This is a genomic window from Imperialibacter roseus, assembly GCF_032999765.1.
GTDB lineage: Bacteria > Bacteroidota > Bacteroidia > Cytophagales > Cyclobacteriaceae > Imperialibacter > Imperialibacter roseus.
The window spans coordinates 3,480,495-3,501,800 of sequence record NZ_CP136051.1 but is presented as its reverse complement, the minus strand read 5'-3'; the positions used below and the strand labels follow the sequence as shown (position 1 = coordinate 3,501,800).

Genomic DNA, 21,306 nt, shown 5'->3' with positions numbered 1-21,306 from the left:
CTTTCATTGAATTATGATTCAAATTTAGCTTGCTCGGCTTGCTCTTTCTGATCAAAATCGATGGATCGAAACATAATGGCGGCAAACAGCCAGAAAAGCACGCTCATTGGGAAAACGCCTACCACCTCCTGCCCCCATTCCACGACGAGTAGCGGAGCTATGGCGCAGATCATGCCGGAAACAATAGCTTTGTAGCGTTTATTCTTCATTTTCCAGAAAAGGAAGGTGCCTTTTACGAGAATATTGTAGTACACATTGAGAAAGAAAAGCAAGCCTATCCAGCCCAGCTCTACGGCTACACGGATCAAACCTGAGTCAGGCGGGAAGTTGGCCAGAAAGGTGCCGGGAGAGAAGCGCTGCCCCCAAACGCCTGTGGAGCCAAGGCCACCGCCAATGGGGTGCTTGAGGATCCAGGGGAAAATGATGGCCTTGTTGCGGGCACGGGTTTGGTAGGAGGCGTCCTCAGATGCCTTGAAAGTGCTTTGTATGCGCTGGATGTGGTAGTTGTTAGTAGGCATTACGGCCACGGTCACCATCAGTGCACCGGCAAAGATTACTGAATAGTAGAGCTTCTTGTTTCTTGAAAGTACCACCCAGCCAAAATAGAAGATGGGGATGATGACATAGGCTGATCGTGTACCGGAGTACACCATGCCCATGAGTGTTGCAAGGAACGTGAATAGCAGGAAGAGCTTTGTAAATGTGCCCTTGAAAGCCGTTAGCAGGGCCACACATAGCATGGAAATGAAAGCCATCAATATGCCAAACTGCGCCGGTGAGCCGATGCTGCCGATGGCTCTCCACCGACCGTAGTTGAAAACGAGGTGCATGACGTCGTGCCTGACCACGTAATTATACTCCCAGCTAAAGTAGCCAAAATTAGCCTGCCAGATGCCCCAGCTGGCCGAAAACAGCGAAAGCCCAAGGATGACAAACAGCAGCCTGTACATTTTCTTGGGCGTAGTGAGCATGTCGTACGTGAGAAAGAAGAGCATCAGGTAGCCAACTGCCGGCCTTATCACAAAGAACCAGGCCTGCCGGGATGCGGCCATGGGATTGAATAGCTCGAAGACATTCATACCGGCCCACAACAATATGGAAATACTGACTGGACTTGAAAAGGTGCTCCAGTCCTTGTTGTAGGTGCAGCGGTAAAGCATGCCCACCAGCATGGTAACGATGACCACATCGAGCAAAATGCCCATGGGAATACCTTCGAAGAGCCTGTTGGGGATACTGACAAAGAAGGCCAGGCCCAGCATGATATAGATGCCAATTTCCGTTTTCCATAGGGCAGATACACCAATGGGCAGTGCTACCACCATCACAATGATGCCGAGCGCCACGATGATGCCTTTCGCCACCATCAACTTGGCAATGACGGGCACCAAACAAAGCCAGAATACCCACTGCATCCATGGGGGAATACTTCCCTCGCCCCGGATAAACCGGCCGAGGATGGTTCCTGAAGATGGAGAGAGGTTTTTCATTTATCTTGTAAGAAGACGCCTCTGAAAAGGCATCTTCCTAAAGCTTGTGGGTAGTATGAATAAATTTGCCCTGGTTTTCCTTCTTAATACTCTTGGCGGCATTGAAAATATTGTTAAACGCTAATTTAGGTAGCTGAAGTCCATGCTTCAATGCCGTGCCTAATGCTTGCTGGCTAATAAGGAACAAAGCCACTGCTAGTCCAAGAATGATTACCGAGGCGGTAAACAATGGCAAATACAATGGCCAGCTACCAAAGTAAGCATACCAGCCAATTTCCAAAGCTGCTGCCATAGGAGCGATGACCACCTGGACAGACCTTGGCGGCCTCCAAAGTGTGATAATATAGTCAAATGCTGCCATTCTTCTGTAATTAATGGCCGCTTTTAGCAGTGTTTTACCATGGTACAGCGCATTGTAGTATTGCTCGCCAAACCATCTCAAGCGCTGTGGGTTGTGTGCTTCAATTGCAGAAGTCTTTTCCTCGTAAAGCTCGCTGCTGGGCCAGTAGATGGTACGCACATCTCGCTTGTGACTCAGTAGCTGTACCATAAAGTTTTTATCGAAGCCAGGAGCCCTGGGGTCCAGGCTGTTGATAGCCTCTGAAAACAGCTCTGCTTCAATTAACGCCCCACTCCCGCTAATTTCAATCATCAGCCCCATATTTTGTTTCGCCTTGCGGAACATGGTGTCGTTAAGCGCTTCCGTGGTATTATCGAAGAAAGCCACTGAGTTGTTTACCGACAGAGACGATCGCTTGCCCTGTATGATGTCGTAGCTATCGTAAATTGATTCAGGAATATTGTTGAAATAATCTTTGTCGAGCAGGTTGTCTTTGTCCACCAGCATAAGAAATTCAGGGCACCAGGTACCTTTGTTGCATTCACGCTGAATAGTGTGGGTAATGTGTCGCAGCGCATGTTGATAGGAATTGCCTCCCAGGTGCCCAAAGACAACCTCCTCGACAAAAAAACCTTTTGATTTTACAAAATCGGCGTAGCCGCTGTCAGCTTCCTGGAGCAATACATAAACGTGGATGTTCTTTCTTGCCCTGATAGCTGTTTCAATGGAGTTAAGTACTTCCCTGAAAATGGGGCCAGGTTTGTAGGCCGGTAGCACAAGCAGCAGGTGTGGATTGCTCTGGTTTTTATTTTCCTCCGATGCCTTTGGATTGGCATAGCCCAATACGATGAGGGCCAGCCAGTAAAGACTGTAAAAGAGGAGGAAAAGGGCGATTGGGTACATTATAAGCTGCATAGCTGTCATTATTTCTAAAAGTCTCTTGTAATTAATTTCTTCGTGATCCTTCTTATGAAGGTTCTTTTCTTGGGTATTTCACCCAGGTAGTCTTCCATGTTTTCGATGTCTACCCTGTTGAGCAGTGTGCCCAGGAACTGCAACCTCGATTCAAGAAGCATTTTTTCTACTCTCTGGTCGACCTTTGTCATAATGCGGTTAGCGCCGAACACGTAGAGGACATGCTTGGATAGCTCCATCCAGAATCCCGCCTCGGCACTGATGTTGATAGGGGAGGTGATCAGCACAACAAGGTCGTTTTCGGTTTTCATCTTATCTAGCGACTCTACAATTTTGGTTCTGTTTTTTATCAAACCATTGTTCTCTACTAAGGGCTTGAAATCAATGAGAGACTCATAGGTGTTTTCGTTCATCCAGTCGGCGTCAACAAAAGCCACCTTTTTCCCAGATCCTTCCAGTAGCGATTGAAGTTCCATTGCGATGTAGTGCTTGCCTTCACCTGCCTGGCTGGAGGTTAGCATCAGTATGCCCTCATCGTCGAAACATTTGCTCATGATCAACTGCAACAACTGAAGGATTTGTTGCTGATGAATGAGCTGAAGCGCTTTGCCGAGCTTTTTGTCTTTTTCTTTGTCTGTTATTCTTGGGAGGGCACCAATGACGGGCAATGATGAACTCCTCTCAAATTTCTCGACGCTGATGATGGATGCATCAAGCAACTGAATGATGATAAACACAGCTGCCATCAGCACGAAAACAGCTATGCCGCCAGCGGCTACTATTACAGGCCTTTTTGAAGGCTCCGGCTTAGTGGGAAGAGACGGAGGGTCAATCACCTCTATCATGTTCTCACCAGAGCCAGACTCCATGGTTTGCGTCAGGTTAAGCTTGTTGAGCAATACCAGGTACACATTTTGTGCTGTACTGATTTCTTGCTCAAGAGCTACTATTGTGGATTCGAACGGGGCAAATTTCCTCGAATAGTTAGTAACCCGCTGTATTTCAGCGTCTATGATGCCCACCACATCAGCATTGGTTTCTGCTTCCAGGTCATAATTGAGGTACTTGCTGGCCAGCTCCAGCTGTATCCTGCTTGGGTCGTAGGGGCTCTTACCAGTCAACTCTATGAGTTTCGCATTAATGGCCTTTCTTGTAGTTTCCACATTGTTTTTCACCTGCGCCAGGGCTCCAGCATTGTTTTCTTCCAGACTGGTGGTAAGCACCTCACGGTTCAGCCTCTTCAGATCTTCCTTAAGCTGCACAATTTCGGCGTTGGTAGTCAGGTCAAGCGATAGGGCGTTACCTGCGGCCACAGTGCTCAGTACTTCTGACTTACCTTTCGCTGAGGAGCTAACCTTGGCCATCAGGTTGGCCCGGGTACCTTCCAACTGCACCAGATACACCACTATGGCCTTGGTATGCTCGCCAAGGTTGATGATGCTGTTTTCTACTTTGAAGTTTTCCAGCTTTTTGATTTTCGCATCCAGGTCCGCTTTCGCCTGCTTTACCAGCCCTTCAATCAAGTCTTTATGACTTTTGATTTTGTTTTTGGCAATCTCACGGTTTTCGTCGATAAGGGCCTCAATAAACAGGTTAGCTATTATTTGCGTCTTTTCAGGTATGTGCTCTGAGAGCTCAAACTTCATGAAGTTACTGTCCATGATGCGGTACGACATCACAATATCCTTCAGTCTTTCAATCTGTAGTTGATGGAAGTCAAGGTAGCTGGCTATGAGCGTGTCAGGAAACTGCTTCGGACGAAGTTGCTCATTGTTATGCTCGATTTCATCGAGGCGTTTCAGTACTTCCTCTTTGTTAGCAACAAGGTTTTCATTCCCAACGGAAAAAATGTTTCCGCCTTCAAGACCTTTTCTTACTGCTTTGATCCTTACCCTTTCTATAGGTTTTTTCGATTTCAGCAGCTCCACAATGTTTTGGAATACCGTGTGGATCTGGTATTGCTTCATGTCCTCATCCGTCAGACTAGTGCTTTTGCTTTCCTGCAGATTGAGGTACAGTTTTGCTTCTGTCTTGTAGGTCTTTTGGCCATTGGCCGTCATGTAGATGATCAACGCCATAGTTAGCCCAGGCACGAGCACAAGCTTAAGCCAGTGCTTCATTAATGTTCTGAGTATTGCTATTAGTTGGTCCATGGTTTTATTGCTCTGAAGTGGCAGACGCAGCTTCAGTGTCTGAGATCATGATCGAAATTTGTCTTCTGATTTTCCTGACTGAGAGTTCGGCTTTCAGCACAGCCTCCTGGGTCAGGTTCATTCCGTTCTGAGTTAGCAGCACTTCTTCCATGCCTGCTTCGCCTTTTCTGAAACGTTCGGTGACCAGTGTTACCTGCTCGCTTTGTGTTTGATTGGCGGATATCCTTAGCTGTGCAATCCCAAGCGCCTCAAGATAGGTGTAGAATATGTCCACTACCTGCGTTCGGACTGCCTTGCGTTGGTTTTTTAAAGAATTTTCGGCTCGTACAATATTGTACTCTGCTTCTCTGATATAGCTCCGGCGGTTGATGAATTTTTCAGGGTCGATGCCCAGGGTAATACCCAGGTTGGGGAGCAAGCCAGCTGTTGTCACCGATTGGTTTTGACCGTCCAGAGAAGTGTTGAGTGAAAAGAAGTTAATGCCCATTCTGAAGGTAGAGAGCCACTTGTTTTTCTCCTGCTTCACATTTTCGTACTGCTGGGCAAGCTCGGAGTCGAAGCTTTTCAAGTAGTAGGAGTTGACAAGTGCCAGTTCGACCAAACTATCGATGGCTGCTTCGTTGGAAAGAAGCACCTCAACCAGTTCGATTTCCTTCGCCACGTCTATCTCCTGCCGGGCGAAGACCGTCATGGGTGAGAGTAAACATATAAAGATGAATAAGCGCATAACTAGTTTATTTGATAGTACAAATCTATTGCAGCGCACTCCCTGTTCGGGATTTATTAGATGTTTGGAGGGGGTAAGCCGGTTAATGACAGAATCCGGCGATAATTGGATTTACAGGACTGCAACGTTGCAGGCCCAAAAAAATGGGAGGATGTTCTTCAGGCAGGGCTTTCCTGGTGCGCTTAAAAGAGAAAGGGAAACCAGCAGTTTCCCTTTCACACCATAAACCATGAATATTTAAAAATGAATCTTTACTTCTTTTTGTAAAGCTTGTTGGTGTTTCTGTAGCCAGGTTTGTCCATATACCAGTCCATATAGCTGAAGCCTGAGCTTTTAGCCCACTGATTGAGGTTTAGGTAGCCCTCTCTTACATCTCCGCCCTCTGCAGGGTAGTCGAAGGACATGGGAAGGTTCATCGCCCATGGAAGCTCTTCTTTTGACCTGTAGTAGATGCCTCTGGAAGGATCTGAATTATCGTTTTCGGTTCCAAAATAGCTATGATCAGCGAGATCAGTTGGTTCATAGCCTGGCATGTGTATCTCCCGTCCTCTCTCCTGATTGATGAATAAGAATGGATTGTAGGGAGCCGAACCTAGCTCTGCAAAGGTCACATGTCTTGTAAAGGCGACCACGTTTCGGATGGTGTCGGGAGCCACAAAGCTGTTGGCTTGTATGGTATTGATGATACCCGAAGTTGGAAAACCACCATGAACCTTGTCGGATACAATAATTGTAGCTTTTGATTGTCCCTGCTCGGTGCCGTTAGCATTTAGAGTAACAACCGAGCCGTGTAATTCGCTGCCAGTTACGGTTGCAACCAGGCTGGGTGCAAGTTTGGTTGAAAACCCAAATCCATTCTGATAGCTTGCGCCAATTGCTTTGATCACGAATTCTGATTTCAGGTTGGTGATTTTGTTATTGGCATCTGCGAATTGTGTGAACCGATATTCCACTACGAAATCGTTGAAGTCATAGTCGCCATAGCCAGGCCATCTGTCTTCGAAGGTAAAAGTGCCGTATGCATCCGATGAAGGATAGTCATATTTATAGGCATAAGCCGGGTCATTGGGAAACTCATCATAAACGTTGCTGACACCGTCTCCATCATCGTCTCCGGGCTTGTCAATTGGCTTAATGTTTTCAGTGCTGATGGCTGTTATTGGATTTGAGGTGATGTAGAAAACAGCGTCGTTGAAGTCATCGTCACTTCCGGTTGCTCTATTCAAGTCTTCAAAACCAATGACAAAAAGTTCATTTTCCTCATCATAAAGCGTGACTGTGTGTTGTTTCAACGAAGTATCAGCTTCGGGGTTGAGGTGGCTATGTGAGTAGTACCTGCTGGCAGTTTCTTTTACTTTAGAGGTTGAGGCATCGAATCCGTTGGCTATCAGCGCAAACCCAATGGACGTTCCTGAATCAAATGTACCCAGGTGAATTTTGTCGCCAGATTTCAATGGCCCACCTGATCCATGAAGAGAGGCATTTGGAAAGCCGATGTAAAGTGTTTCGATATCACTTGGCACTGAGGGAGGATTGCCAGTCGGATAGGTGTAGAACCCGAGCGTGTTGAGGTAGCCTGCACCCTCAGTAACGAACGTCATCCAAACATCCGCATCCTGCACGATGTTAAGATTAGTTTCTGTTCCGTCAGCCAGGTAGGCCGGGTGGAACGTAGGCACCGGCTTTGTTTCAGGCAGTGACGCATTCACAAACTCCAACAATTGTGAGCTAATTTTGTCACGCTGTAAAAGATAGTCGGGCCTTCCGCTGCTGTTGTAGTTACCGAGTGCGGTGATGGTGGCTGCAGCCATTCTTCCTGCAGAATTATCCACCATGGTGCCATCCTGCACGCTTTGGTTAGGTATAAGCTCGTCCGACAGGTAGTCAAACGTATGATCAAAACCGGCTATTAACACCTGTGAGTTAAAGCTTTCGACGGGAATCACCAGAAAGTTAGGCAAACCGAGGTAAGAAAGCTCCATGACCACTTCGGTGAAAGTGTTGGGCATGCTGTACTCAGTTTCGAAATTGCCTGTTTGGTCCGTAAAACCTTTCAAAATGATTACACCATTTTGGAGAGGTGATTTGTCCCAAAGGGTGATTTTAACTCCTTTGTGCGGAGTGCCTGCCTCATCTGTCAGTTTGATGCCGATGGCCTTTGTGGTTACATTCGAAAAGTCCAGATCGTAGGAATTCGCCTGTTGGTTACCTGGGCCACTGTCAAACTCTTTGATACAACCCGTCAACAAGATTGCACCAAACAGAAAGGTGATCACGTCGAGACTTCTAATTTTCATAGCTTTAATTTTCAAAAGGGTATTTATACGTTCTCGTGCTGGAAGGCTGCAAGAGGCGTTTTTACTAAAATTTTGATGTCCATCCACAGAGAATAGTTTTCGGCATACTCTATGTCGAGGCGTTTGCGGCTGTCTTCCGATGTGGCTTTTTTACCTCTTTCGGTTACTTGCCAAAGGCCTGTGATGCCGGCTGGAGCCATGAAGCGCTTTGACCAGTCGTCGGAGGTAAGTTTTTCGGCTTCATACAAGGGGAGGGGGCGGTTGCCAACGATTGACATATGCCCCAGCAGTACATTGAAAAGCTGTGGCAATTCGTCTATGCTTGAGTTCCGGATGATTTTGCCAACCCGGGTAATTCTGGGGTCGTTATTGATTTTAACAAAAGAGTTTTTCTCTTCTTTCTGCTTAAAAGCAGCGAACTTGGGCTCTTCTACCCAGTAGTCATCGCCAATCAAAACGTTCTCGTCGTCAAAGGCGATACTTTGATCAACACCGTCAATTTTTGTTGTAGGATCTTCTACGACTTCATCTTCCTGAGCGTAGTGATTCAAGTGCTTCATGTTTTCCAGCAGCTTGTCAGCATCGGGCCTCATGGAGCGAAACTTGTAAAAGGGGAATATTTTGTAGCCTGTGCCTACTCTGGGCGATTGATAGACAATCGGTCCTTTGGATTCCAGCTTAATGAGAATGGCCACCAGAATAAGGATGGGGCTGATCATGAGAATGATCATCGAAGACACCACGATGTCAAATAGCCGCTTAGACAGAGGCATTTTGAAAGTGGCGACATTTTTCTTGTCAGCTTTTTTTTCCGAAGTGAAATGTATCAGGGTCTTGACAATCCCAACAAAGGTTTCTTTATTTTTTGAGTACTGAACTACATCGACAATAAATGGAGGTAGCTGCATGGCTGCCGGGATAGCGATGTTGTCGAAGTCGACAAGCACCACTTTCTTGTAGTAATTTTTTTCGGCTTGCTCCTTTACGAGGTCTCTCAACTGCTGGTGAATATCCGGCTCCGCCTCAATGAAGACAAGGTTATGAGCCTGCGTGCCCTCAATGGATGGGTGCCACGACACAGAGACTCCATTGGCGGTAAGCTCCTCGGTAACGGGTAAAAGTCTTTTTCCTATAGCTGCAATTTTCATCGGTTAGGCTGTTTGTTGAACCTGATGGGAGGCAAGAATACCTTCGATTTTCACCTGTAGTTCCACGGGATTGAAAGGTTTGGTGATAAAGTCAGAAGCACCAGCTTTCAGACAGTTGATTCTGTTATTGCTATTGCCTTTGCCCGAAAGGATGACCACCGGAAGATGTTTGTACACAGCCGAAGACTTGAGGTAGACTAAAAGCTCGTAGCCATTCATGCCGTCTAAATCGAAGTCGGCAAGTATGAGTTGAGGCGTTCTTGCTTTGTCGTGTAACACTTCCAGGGCTTCCTCGCCGCTACTTACTACTTCTGCTTCAAATGAGCTTCCAAGGATATGCTTAAGGAAGCTCCGCATCATTTCGTTGTCGTCGATAATCAAAAGTTTACTTTTCATGGTTTTGTCGTTTTATGGATGATCAAATGTAAGGCCTGATGGCTCCGGGCCGGGGAAGCTTTAGACGATTGGTAGGCTTTTATCGATATTTGGGAGGAAATGAAATGATGTTTAGAAGTGAATGTTGACCACCCAAAGTAGAATTTACCGCCTCAATTGGCCGATAAGTTGCTATGTATGTGTTAGTAATGTTATATTTCGGTGTTTTTCATTATTGAAAGATATTTTATAGCTTCACCAACTAGGGATGTAGGCAACTGAGAAGGCCGGATTACTCCAAACAGTAGTTTTTTTTTGCTCAAAACCAGCTAGTTTGGCGAGGTTTCACTTGGCATGCAAGTGATTGCCTGGCAGCCGGCGGCTTTATCTTATTGTATTATTTGTGTAATTGACTTGTAACAATCACAAAACCAGTGATTGTTTAACAAGACCCTTAGTTCGACACCATGCCTCGATTGTTTCTTTCTTTTGTACTAATCGCCATATATTTTACCGCATCCGCTCAAAACGTGGATAAAATGCTTCGTGATGCGGAAAAGATTTTTTATCAGGAAAACTTCGTTTTGGCTCGGGAAAAATACAAAGAGATACTAGAAATAGACCCTAAACAAACCAAAGCAAAGTACCACTATCTTATTAGTCACTTCCTTACCGATGGCAGAGGCAAGCCGATAGATGAATTATTAGAATTGGACGATATTCAGGGGAAAAAAGACAAATTCTTCTCTTACTGGCTTGGTAGAATTTACTTTGGCAATTATGACGCCCAGCATGCTATCAAACACTTCCAAATTTTCTTAGATCTGAGAGCAAAGAAGAGTGAGGAGATAGTCGACGAAACCAAGCGGTTTTTTACTGATGCGGAATGGCTGCTGAAATACCTGAGGAATCCTGATGATTTCGAGATTAGGCTTGTTCCCGGTGTCAACTCCGAGCAAAACGACCTTTCTCCGGTATTTTTTAGTGGCAACGATGAATTGCTGTTTTTTTCCTCACGCTCCAGAGAAGGTAGAGATGATGTATTCAGGGTGTATCATACTAAGTTTGGAGAGTCTAGCTGGGAAAAGCCAACGCAGGTTCCGATACTGGGAGACTTTGAGTATGAAAATGCCAACCTGGAAGTGGTGAATGAAGACGGAAAGCTGTTTGTTTTTGACCGAAAAAAGGGGGGGCGCCTCTTTTATAGTGAGCAAAAGGACGGTCAGTGGACAGTCCCAGCCGAGTTTGATGCCACGTTGTCTAACGCCCATGTCCATTCTCATTTTTTCATCAACCCCAAAGAGGATCGGGTAATATTTGCTTCCAACGATGGAAAGAAAGGCAAGGATTTTGACCTTTTTGAGTCAAGAAAAGATCCGGAAACAGCGAAATGGAGTGAGCCGACGCTATTGCCTGGTAGTGTAAACTCCACTTTTGATGAGCTTAGCCCTTATTTGAGTGTCGACGGAAATACCTTGTATTTCAGCTCAGATCGGATTGGGTTTGTTGGAGGGTACGATGTATTTAGTTCAACATTTGACGAAACCACGAAGGCGTGGGGTGCACCAGTGAATATGGGGTTTCCCATTAACTCCCCCGATAATGAGCTCAACTTTAAAATGAAGGTGGATGGCGAGGAGGGGTATTTTTCGTCGGATCGCATACACGGTATGGGGGCTTTCGATATCTATTACTTCTGGGCCATTGAGAAGGTCAACATAAAGGGTGTGATTACTGACGGGGCCACAGGTATGCCGTGCGTCGACTGCCAGATCAAGTTTCACCCTTCGAGCTATTACGATGAGTCGTTCACCAGTTTTACGGGGGAGTCTGGCGCCTACGGGAACGAGATTATTGCTGACGAGATTTTCGTAGTTGAGATTTTTGATGCCGACGAAAATATGATTTATAACAATAGCCTCCAGATAAAGGCGACGGGTGGTTTGGCGACCACACTTACCAGGAATTTTGTTATCGGGGGAGAGCAAACAGAGGAGATGTTCACCCTGAGCAACATCGACGTGAAAATGCCTGAGCAGGCCGATACGGACTACCTTATTGCCAGTAAGGAAAAGGCAGTTGTGGCGCTGATTAATGAGGGTGGAGCTGGAAACTCAGGTAGTGGCAGCACAGGAACAAGCGCTACCGCCGCCGCTGGTAGCGACACTCAGGCTCATAGCCACAAATACAAAGAAGCTATCCGCAAGCTGGTAAGACCAAATGTTTATTTTGAAAACACCAAAGTCTATTTCTCTTCTGACTACCAGCCGCTGTTGGATGAGGTGTTGTCTTTAATGCGAAAAGATGAAAGTCTGGTAATTGAGGTGGCTGGTCACACTGATAATTTTGGCGGAGAGAAGATCAATATGGTTATTTCGCAAAACAGGGCGGAGTCAATCAAGAAGCATCTTGTAGGAAGGGGCATTGCTGCCAACCGGATCGTAGCCAAGGGATATGGAGAAACTAAACCTATGGCTAGTAATGATCAGGAGTTGGAGGGACGGGAGCTCAATCGAAGAGTAGAGTTTCTGGTGATAGCAGAGGGTAACTAGTCTGGGCACTCTGAAAAGCTAAAGAGGCTGTCTCAAAAGTCCCAACTGGATGTCAGGTTGAGCTCGTTCCACGTCGGTGTCGAAACCTTGTTATTAGTCCTAAAGAGCATTTCGACGGGCTACCGATGACGTGTTAATGAGTTTTTTAAAGAATGTGGATTTCGACGGAGCTCAATCTGACACATTCTTTTGAATTTTTCGAATCACGTCATCTCAATTGGTGCGGTTTGCCAAAAATGTTAGGTCTCAATGTGACAATTACGTCAGCAATAGGCCTTTTGAGGCAGCCTCTTTTCATGACATGGATCCTCTTTTTAGCCCAGTAAGAAGAGAAAAATCAAAGGAAACAAGAGCCCAATGGCGGCCAGTTTCCAGCCTCTTTTTCTAAAACTTTTGTCGCCTTTCACAATGAACATCCCTGTAAAAGCGATCACAAGCATGGCCACCCCAAATATGTCGGAGTAGTAGATCCAGAAGTCACTCGTGTCAACATGGAGCTTGGTCATTTGACCTAGAAGCGGTGTGGTCATATACTTTTCCAGCTTTCCCTTGCCCGTGGTCACGTCCATTGTCACATCCTGAGTGCCGTAAGATATTCTCAGCGTGTTTCCATCCATGCTGTACCTGCGAAGCTGGTCATCAATGGCCTGACTTTCGGTGAACGATTTGATGAACTCATCGTTCACAGCGTTGGCGCTTGTCGGTGTCATACTTATTTCTTGCGACGTATACTTTACCCGGCTTGGGTGCCAAACTCTCCGGTGGTTAAGGAAAATGCCTGAAAAAGAGAAGGCAATGATGAGCCCAATGTAGAAATAGGCGATGTCCCTGTGGGTGTTTCGTGCGGTTAACTTCATATCAGTTCACTTTTGGGGGTGAAATTATACATTTCACTTAAGAAAGTTTTATAAAATCGACGTTCACTTACTTTTTATGGAAGCCCCACTTTAATTGAGCTATTGTTGCGAAAGTGCTACTTGCCAATCAACTTGTCCACGGAGTATTTGCCGCCTCCCATGATCAGCAAAGACACGAAAATGACCAAAAACAGCAGCGGCTTTTCTTTGGTGCCAAAGGGGTCGGCAGCGTGAGCCACAAATCCGGCGGTTGTCATCGTTACTATGAGCGGGATTGCGGCCAGGCGTGTGGCAGCACCCAGCATGATGAGGATGGCGCAGAGAAACTCGGCAAACACGGCGAGCGACAAAGAGATGGTTGGCCCAAGGCCCATGAAATCCATGAAACGGATTTCCCCGCCCGAAAACAGGCGTTGAAACTTACCGAAGCCATGCGTTAACATAAATGCACCCGAAAACAGCCTGAGAACGAGGAGGCCAAGTGATACATAGTTTTCGTTGATTGAGCTGGAGAGAAGTTTTTTCATTGCAGAAAATTTAAACGTTTTGACAATTGATTATAGAGTAAACCAGTAGTTGAGCTTAAATACGATGGCTTTGCTTTTGGTCATAAGGAACGGATCCGCAAAATAGTTATCCGTGTAAACCAAATAGAAATCCGACATTGGCTTGTATCTCCACTGAAGCCTGCTGTTGATGTTGAAGTTGTTTCTCTGGGTGTTGTACTGGAAGAAAGTTATCCAGAAAAGGCTATTGGAGAAATTGATTTCTGACCGCTGGCTAAATAGGCTGATGCTTGCGTTGCCGTAGCCTTCAGGAAAGTCTAACTCATTTTGCTCAAAGCCTAGTGAAAAATTGCCCCAGGGTTGAACTCTGTAAATGATTTCAGCTTGATAGCTTTTGATTTCGCCATTGTAGAACCCACCGACAGCCGTCTCAGCAGAAAATGCCAGTTTCTTTCTTTCGTCGGACTTGTAAGCGATCCCTATTTGGCTAAAATTATACGTCGCCGGAGGCAGAGGAGTGGCGTCGATGAAGGCAGTGGAAAATAGCAGTCTTACGTCGTTGTTATTGACTCCGATCTCAACCCCGGAGGTGTTTTGAAATCTTAATTCATACCCTAATTCGGTTACCCGTTCGTTAAGCGACCAGTCCGGGTTCCAGTCCACTACGTTGCTGGCTGAAATCTCGTGAGAGTTGATTTTCCCTCCATTGGTTGGCCGAATGGTGTAGCTGCCTTGACTATATATATGTTCAAACCCCAGCCTGATAACAGTGTCCCGTAGCGCATCATAATTCTCCAGCCTTGGAATGAAGCCCATGTCGGCATAAAAATCCGTTGGAACAGAAATATAGTCTGCAAATAGCGACCAATGCCTGTCGTTGTACCCGGCAGTATAGTGCTGTGAGTAAGAAACACCAGCGCCCGGTTTTTCTGATACGCTCACAAGCCCCGTACCGGTTAACGAACCCGATATGTTGGAATAATCGAACCCAAGGCCACCATTTCTGCCATAGTTAGTTTTATCAGTGCCACCATCATCAGTAAAACTCTGCCGGTTATGAAAGTAGCCCTTCACAAGCGACCGGCCGAAGACTCGCTGATTGACAGCAATGGCGGTGTAATTTTGCGCTTCAGTATCGTCTGTTGCTCTGGTTTGAATATTCATGATACCCACCCGCATGCGCTGCGTGAGGTTGCCGCTAAGCCTGGCACCAGCAAGAATGGGGATGGGTTGAGCGTTTTCGTCGAGTCCTATCCGGCGGGAAAAGAAAGGACGGTTGGGGCCACCTCCGAAACCTGTAAACAAGTCGGCATTTTCCAGAAAAAAGGTTCGCCTTTCGGGATAGTTGAGGCTAAACCTCGTCAGGTTGGTTTGTTGTACGTCTACCTCAATCTGAGAAAAATCCGGCAACACGGTGAGATCCAGGTTGAGGGAGGAGGTAACACCAATTTTGGCGTCAAGTCCGCCTGCCAGATCAGTTGAGGTGACGGGCGTTTCTTCCTCCCGGTTATTGTTGATCCCTCCGGTGATGAAAGGGATCACCGATATATTGGTTTTTACAGGATCGGGTGCTTTGTCCCATACCATCAGTCCCGTATAGCCCAAATCATAACCATCGAAGTTGACTGGGATATTGGTCCAGGCATGGTATTGGTTGGCCTTCAGGTCGTTGCGGATGAAGTTGATGCCCCACTCACCGCTGTTGGCTTCAAATCGAAGTGTTTTGAACGGGATGGCCATTTCTACTATCCAGCGGTCTTCGTGCCGGGTTACTTCTGAGAACCATTTGTTGTCCCAGCTAAAGTTGAGGTTGTTGGAGCTGGCGGCCAGCAGGTCTTCAGCCTGTACATTCATGGGGCTTACACCAAAAAAGAAGCCATTGGTTTTTTTATTGACAGGGTCTATCACTACGGCAATACCATCACCATCGAAGTACCTGATGTCCCTTTTGAGTGTTTGCACCACATAGTAACTGGTGTCGTAACACACGGCGCTAACGTAGAGAAATTTATCGTCATAAGTGGCCCGCATTTCTGTTTGCCGTGGCGCCTGCTGGTCGTCTCTGGGAAACTTCATCCAGAAGTCTGTCGCCACATCGGCAGTTTGCCAGCTGCTTTCGTTAAGCTCGCCGTCGAGAACGATGGGGTCTTTGGCTCGTTCAATACGGAGCTGATACTTAGATTGAAATGCTGTGTTTTTCTTTTCGTTGGCTTCCTGGCAGGTGGCGTCCAGAAAAAATAGATGTCCAAAGATGAACGTAAGTACGGTTTTGCGCATAAATCCGGCAGGTCGCTTGTAGGGTGTTGGTCGTCTAATTCGCAAAGAAAGACGTTCAAAGGTAACAGTCAACCAAAGACTTGCTGGGCGGAGTGTAAAATAATGTCACCGGGCAAAAAAGAGCCAGCTTTTTTAGTAGTGGTCTTTTTTACTTTCATAGGCAATTCTGTTGTGCTTTATATCACTCAAGCCCAGTTTTCTATTTTGAGGGAAATGACTCTCGGAAACTCTTTCTCATTATTTGTTACAAGTGTCTGATCCAGGCTGAGTGCGTGAGCTGCGATGAGGGTATCTAGAGGGCCGATGGGAGTCCCTTTGTTTTCAAGGTCTGCTCTTATTCTGCCATAAGCTATGGCGGCATCTTCATTAAATGGAAGGATTTCTAGTGGGACAAGAAATTGAGCAAGGGCAAGCTTATTTTTCTCGGGTAATGCACTTTTCATTACTCCATAGTTCAGTTCAGATAGGGTTATGGAAGAAATCCCAATTTCGCCTAGGGAAATAGATCGAAATCGTTCAAAAACATGAAGGGGCTTTTGTTTGATTATTTAGATGCAAATATTCGTATCGAGAATATACATCAATCAAATGTTTCCCTTTTTTGTTCAATTGGTTGATCTCTCTCGATCATGAAGTCATCGGAAAACTCATTCACACTATCAATCAAGCTCTTCCAAGGATCGTGGAAAGGGATAATATACAACACATTGCCAACCTTTTTGAGGTAGGCCTTATTGTCATTAATCTTAAGGCTCTCGGGTATTCCAATCAGCTGAGTGCCTGTAGAATCTTTTATATCAATTGTTTCGAAACCCATGGCGTAATTTTCAACTAATGTACAAAATTAAAGAAAAAGGAAAACAAGGCAGGTTTCACCTGCTTTTCTTTATAACGAGAAAAGGCCACCCTTTCAGGTAGCCTCTCTATTTTTATTTCTCAGTTGCTGATTAGGCTAGCTGAGCTTGAATTTTCTGGTTCAATACTGATTTTGGAACTGCACCAATTTGCTTGTCAACCACCTGGCCATTTTTGAAAACCAAAAGGGTGGGAATGCTGCGGATGCCAAACTTAGCGGGTACCTGTGGATTCATGTCCACGTCCATTTTGGCGATAACGGCTTTGCCTTCAAAATCACCAGCCAGCTCCTCAACTATTGGCCCGATCATTTTACAAGGCCCACACCATTCTGCCCAAAAGTCAACCAGAACGGGTTTGTCTGAGCTAATGATCTCCTCGAAATTAGCGTCAGTTACTTCTATTGCTTTACCCATTGTATGTATAATTTTTGTAATTGCTGAATACCTTACACAAATATAGATCAATAAGTTCTACATCCCCTTCAAAAAATCTTAATATGTATGCTTGCGGACAAAGCGAGGGTTTGAGATTGTGGGTGGCCGATTGAGTGAACCAGCAATCTAAAATCTTCAAATCAGCAATTTCTCAAGTCATCACCTCATATTCGAGATCACCAACGGCGTCCAGCTGTTTGATCAACTCGCCTTTGGGCTCTACTTGCAGCTTTCGGGAGAATAGTTCCAGCGAAATGTTTTCCGAGGGGTCTTGCACCACCACCTTGAGCGGACAGGAACCGGCATGATCTATTGCCATTTGGTGCAGTTCGTCAATCATCTGCTCGGTGAGGTTATTAACATCCAGCTTCAGGATAAGTCCCTTAGCCATTTTGTCTCTGATGTCATTCAGTAACTGAATTTCGCTGATTTTAAACTCAAGTTCCCCTACACGAAATTTGGATGGTTGCATAAAACCCTCAATAAACAGGTACCAGCCCACCATGTAGAACTGCTTGAACTTGACATAGGTGTCAGAAAACATGAAGAACTCGTAGGAGTCGGAATAGTCTTCCAAGGTCAGAACACCGAATGGATTGCCTTTTTTGGTTGTGCGGTGGTTAATACCACTTACAATGCCGCCAAGTCTGATAATACCACCGTTGGCGAGACTCTCGTCATTCTTGAGGTCAGTTAACGTGGTGTTGCAGAAGTGTTTCATTTCAAAGCTGAACTGATCGAGCGGGTGCCCCGATATATATAGTCCCACCACTTCTTTTTCTATGTTCAGCTTCCTGATGTCGCCAAAGGGTTCGATATCGGGTATTCGTGGTTTTGGCACCTCTACTTGTCCGGAACCGCCGAAAAGTGACACCTGATCGCTGGCTGCCTCCTGCTGAAGTCGCTGCGAATACTTGGTAATGAGCTCGACCAGTGTCGACTCGCCGTCTGCCGCTTCGAGGTACTGCCGGCGGTGATATTCTTCAAAACAGTCAAAGGCTCCCGACATGGCCAGGCATTCAAAGGTTTTCTTGTTAAAGCCGTTTTTCACCACCCGCACACCGAAGTCCCAGATGTCCTGGAAGGGGCCGTTTTTCTCCCTTTCTTCTATGATAGACTGAACTGCGGCCTCCCCAGCCCCTTTAATGGCACCGAGACCGAAGCGAATTTCCCCCTTTTTGTTAACCGCAAAGTTCACCCTCGATTCATTCACGTGAGGGCCCAACACAGGAAGCCCCAGGTTGCGGCACTCTTCCATGAAGAACGACACCTTTTCGATGCTGCTCTGGTTGTGAGTGAGCACCGCCGACATATACTCTGCCGGGTAATTCGCCTTCAGGTAGGCCGTGTGATAGGCCACCACTGAGTAGCAGGTAGAGTGTGATTTGTTGAAGGCATATTGGGCAAAAGCTTCCCAGTCTTTCCAGATTTTGTCGAGCTTGTCTTTAGGATGCCCTTTTTTGGTGGCGCCTTCCACAAACTTGCCTTTCATTTTGTCCAGCACTTCCCGCTGCTTCTTACCCATGGCCTTTCGCAGCACGTCGGCCTCGCCTTTGGTGAAGTCGGCCAGCTTCTGCGACAGGAGCATCACCTGTTCCTGGTAAACGGTGATGCCGTAGGTTTCCTTCAGGTTGTCCTCCATTTCGGGGAGGTCATAGGCAATCACTTCTTTGCCCAGCTTTCGGGCAATAAAGTTGGGGATGTATTCGAGCGGCCCCGGACGGTACAGGGCGTTCATGGCAATAAGGTCCTCGAGCCGGTCGGGCTTCAGGTTGCGCAGGTGCTTCTGCATGCCTGGCGATTCAAACTGAAAAGTACCATTAGTTTGGCCTTTTTGATACAACTCGAATGTCTTGGCATCATCCAGCGGAATTTCGTCGGGGTCGATAGTTATACCATGTCGTAGCCGAATATTCTCGATGGCCGTTTTGATAATGCTGAGGGTTTTCAGGCCCAAAAAGTCCATTTTCAGCATGCCCGCACTTTCCACCACGCTGTTGTCGAACTGGGTCACCAGCAGGTCAGAATCTTTAGCGGTGGACACCGGCACGTGGTTGGTGAGGTCGTCGGGCGTGATGATGATGCCGCAGGCATGGATACCAGTGTTCCGCACTGTCCCTTCGATAACAGCCGCTTTTTGCAGCACCTGGGCCTTCAGGTCTTTGCCATTTTTAAAGGCCATGAGCTCAGGCACTTCCCTGAATGCTTGAGTAAGCGACGTTCCCGGCCTTTCAGGCACCAGCTTGGCGAGAATATCGGCATCGGACAGCGGCAGCTCCATCACCCTGGCGCTGTCTCTGATCGACGACTTGGCGGCCATGGTGCCGTAAGTAATGATTTGCGCCACCTGGTTTTTGCCGTATTTGTTCACTACCCATTCGATGATTTTGCCCCGGCCTTCATCGTCAAAGTCAATATCAATATCGGGGAGTGATACCCTGTCCGGATTCAGGAATCTCTCAAACAGCAGATCGTACTTGATAGGATCTACGTTGGTAATGCCGATGCAGTAGGCTACTGCCGAACCCGCTGCCGATCCACGCCCAGGGCCAACCGAAACACCCATCTTACGGGCTTCAGAGGTGAAATCCTGCACGATGAGGAAGTAGCCAGGGTAGCCCGTTTTTTTGATCGTTTCCAGTTCGAAGTCCAGCCTTTCCTGGATTTCAGGGGTGATTTCGTTGTAGCGCTTTTTTGCACCTTCCATGGTGAGGTGCCGCAGGTAGTCGTCCTCTGTTTCAAAGCCTTCAGGGATAGGGAAGGCGGGCAGGAGCACATTTCTGTCCAGTTTGTAGCTCTCAATTTTTTCCAGTAACCCGCCGATGTTTTCGATGGCTTCCGGCACATCGGCGAACAGCTTTTTCATTTCCTCTTCGGACTTGAAATAGAACTGGTCGTTAGGAAAACCAAACCGATTGCCTCTGCCAGCTCCCTTGGGCGTTGACTGAACCTGGCCGTCTTTTACGCACAGCAGGATATCATGGGCATCGGCGTCAGCTTTTTCGGTGTAGAAGACGTCGTTAGCCGCAATTACCTTGGTGTTGTATTTTGCTGCCAGCCCCAGAAGCACATCATTCACGTGGTTTTCTTCAGGCAGGCCATGGCGGATGAGTTCCACATAAAAGTCGTCGCCAAAAACCTCTACCCACCACTTAAAAAGTTCTTCGCCCTGGCTCTCGCCCTGGTTCAGGATGGTGTTGGGAATCTCACTGCTGAGGTTGCCACTCAGTGCAATCACGTTCTTGCTGTATTGCTTGATCAGCTCTTTGTCGATTCGGGGATAAAGCCCATAAAGTCCTTCCATGTAACCCAATGACGAAAGCTTGATCAGATTGTGATAGCCATCTTTGTTTTTGGCCAGCAACACCTGCTGGGTCATCCTATCGGGATTGTCTTTGGTGAACTTTCTGGTTTTGCGGTCTTCAGAGACATAAAACTCACACCCAACAATGGGTTTGATCCCCTGTGCATGGGCTTCTCTTACAAACTTAAAGGCGCCAAACATGTTGCCAAGGTCGGTGAGGGCCACTGCCGGCATGTCATATTCTTTGGCTTTGCTCACCAGTTTTTTGATATCGGCGGTGGCGGGGAGAATGGAAAACTGAGAGTGCACGTGAAGGTGGCAGAAGGGGCCTTTGATATCAACAGCGACAGCTTTTCCGGGTGTCTTATCCTTGTCTTCCTTTTGCGCAAAATTCGCTGCTTCCAGCTTGGGTTCTTCATAAACAATAGAGGCAGGGTCAGCGCCATCAAGGGGCTTGATCACCTTTTCTGTGATCAGTCCGAAGAAACATTTGGTGGTGGCTGCCACGTCGTAGGCAGCATCGTGCGCCTCATCGAATCCAACGCCGAAAAGTTTTTTGTGCAACTCAGTGAGCGTGGGCCATTTGAACTTGCCGCCCCTTCCGCCAGGGATGGCACAGTATTCGGTAGACTCATTCTTAGTATCGATGCTCTTGAGCGATGTCAGTGGGCTTTCGATCTCTTTGCGGAGATACTCACAGCCCATGATATTGATATCGAACTCAATATTGTGGCCTACTACTACTTCGCACCTGGCCAGGTCTTCGTTGAACTGCTGAAGAACATCTTCCAAAGGGAGGCCCTCTTCCAGTGCTCTTTTAGTAGAAATGCCATGTATTTTCTCAGCATTGAAGGGAATTTCGAACCCTTCTGGCTTCACAATCAGGTTGTTGTTTGAAACAAGCTTTCCGGAGGCATCGTGCAGTTGCCAGGCAATTTGCACCACCCTGGGCCAGTTGTCCAAATCCGTTAACGGCGCATTATAGTTTTGGGGTAAACCGGTGGTTTCGGTGTCAAATATGAGGTACATAAAGCTTCGGGAAAGTCAATGAGAACAACGACGGTGAAAGTAGA

15 protein-coding genes are annotated in these 21,306 nt (G+C 46.8%); 1 reads left to right on the top strand and 14 read right to left on the bottom strand.

Translation table 11 applies throughout. The features are described 5' to 3' along the window. Window positions 1-11: 11 nt before the first annotated feature. From RT717_RS14505 to RT717_RS14475, 7 genes are all read right to left on the bottom strand, one after another. Entirely contained in the window at window positions 12-1,490 is a 1,479-nt protein-coding gene (locus tag RT717_RS14505) for an O-antigen ligase family protein (protein ID WP_317487101.1), read from the bottom strand. A 37-nt stretch (window positions 1,491-1,527) separates the two neighbouring features. Further along, the gene (locus tag RT717_RS14500; protein WP_317487100.1) at window positions 1,528-2,745 is read right to left on the bottom strand and encodes a glycosyltransferase; all 1,218 of its coding nucleotides are present in this window, start codon (window positions 2,743-2,745) and stop codon (window positions 1,528-1,530) included. 14 nt (window positions 2,746-2,759) lie between these two features. Next, window positions 2,760-4,898, bottom strand: a complete 2,139-nt coding sequence (locus RT717_RS14495) for a nucleotide-binding protein (protein WP_317487099.1) — start codon at window positions 4,896-4,898, stop codon at window positions 2,760-2,762. A 4-nt stretch (window positions 4,899-4,902) separates the two neighbouring features. After that, window positions 4,903-5,625, bottom strand: a complete 723-nt coding sequence (locus RT717_RS14490) for a TolC family protein (protein ID WP_317487098.1) — start codon at window positions 5,623-5,625, stop codon at window positions 4,903-4,905. 251 nt (window positions 5,626-5,876) lie between these two features. After that, complete coding sequence (locus RT717_RS14485) at window positions 5,877-7,922, bottom strand: LruC domain-containing protein (protein WP_317487097.1); 2,046 nt, start codon at window positions 7,920-7,922, stop codon at window positions 5,877-5,879. Between the two features lie 23 nt (window positions 7,923-7,945). After that, on the bottom strand, window positions 7,946-9,070 hold the full coding sequence (locus RT717_RS14480; RefSeq protein ID WP_317487096.1) for a sugar transferase: 1,125 nt from the start codon (window positions 9,068-9,070) through the stop codon (window positions 7,946-7,948). A gap of 3 nt (window positions 9,071-9,073) precedes the next feature. Then, a complete protein-coding gene (locus tag RT717_RS14475) occupies window positions 9,074-9,466 on the bottom strand; it encodes a response regulator (RefSeq protein ID WP_317487095.1) in 393 nt (130 codons plus the stop codon). A gap of 518 nt (window positions 9,467-9,984) precedes the next feature. Between RT717_RS14475 and RT717_RS14470 the strand changes: the two genes are divergently transcribed. Continuing rightward, window positions 9,985-11,997: an OmpA family protein gene (locus RT717_RS14470; RefSeq protein WP_317487094.1), complete on the top strand. Its 2,013-nt coding sequence runs from the start codon at window positions 9,985-9,987 to the stop codon at window positions 11,995-11,997. Between the two features lie 314 nt (window positions 11,998-12,311). Here the strand turns inward: RT717_RS14470 and RT717_RS14465 are convergent, their stop codons facing one another. The 7 genes from RT717_RS14465 to dnaE form a co-directional block, all read right to left on the bottom strand. Then, on the bottom strand, window positions 12,312-12,854 hold the full coding sequence (locus RT717_RS14465) for a PepSY-associated TM helix domain-containing protein (RefSeq protein WP_317487093.1): 543 nt from the start codon (window positions 12,852-12,854) through the stop codon (window positions 12,312-12,314). Between the two features lie 116 nt (window positions 12,855-12,970). Further along, a complete protein-coding gene (locus RT717_RS14460) occupies window positions 12,971-13,381 on the bottom strand; it encodes a DoxX family protein (RefSeq protein WP_317487092.1) in 411 nt (136 codons plus the stop codon). 30 nt (window positions 13,382-13,411) lie between these two features. Beyond that, entirely contained in the window at window positions 13,412-15,637 is a 2,226-nt protein-coding gene (locus tag RT717_RS14455; protein ID WP_317487091.1) for a DUF5916 domain-containing protein, read from the bottom strand. Window positions 15,638-15,822: 185 nt separating this feature from the next. Next, the gene (gene vapC / locus RT717_RS14450) at window positions 15,823-16,182 is read right to left on the bottom strand and encodes a type II toxin-antitoxin system tRNA(fMet)-specific endonuclease VapC (RefSeq protein WP_317492362.1); all 360 of its coding nucleotides are present in this window, start codon (window positions 16,180-16,182) and stop codon (window positions 15,823-15,825) included. Between the two features lie 35 nt (window positions 16,183-16,217). Continuing rightward, window positions 16,218-16,454, bottom strand: a complete 237-nt coding sequence (locus tag RT717_RS14445) for an antitoxin (RefSeq protein WP_317487090.1) — start codon at window positions 16,452-16,454, stop codon at window positions 16,218-16,220. 130 nt (window positions 16,455-16,584) lie between these two features. Then, entirely contained in the window at window positions 16,585-16,908 is a 324-nt protein-coding gene (gene trxA, locus RT717_RS14440) for a thioredoxin (RefSeq protein WP_151997507.1), read from the bottom strand. 172 nt (window positions 16,909-17,080) lie between these two features. Beyond that, window positions 17,081-21,262 (bottom strand): DNA polymerase III subunit alpha, encoded by a 4,182-nt coding sequence (gene dnaE, locus RT717_RS14435; RefSeq protein ID WP_317487089.1) that lies wholly within the window; start codon window positions 21,260-21,262, stop codon window positions 17,081-17,083. Window positions 21,263-21,306 lie beyond the last annotated feature (44 nt).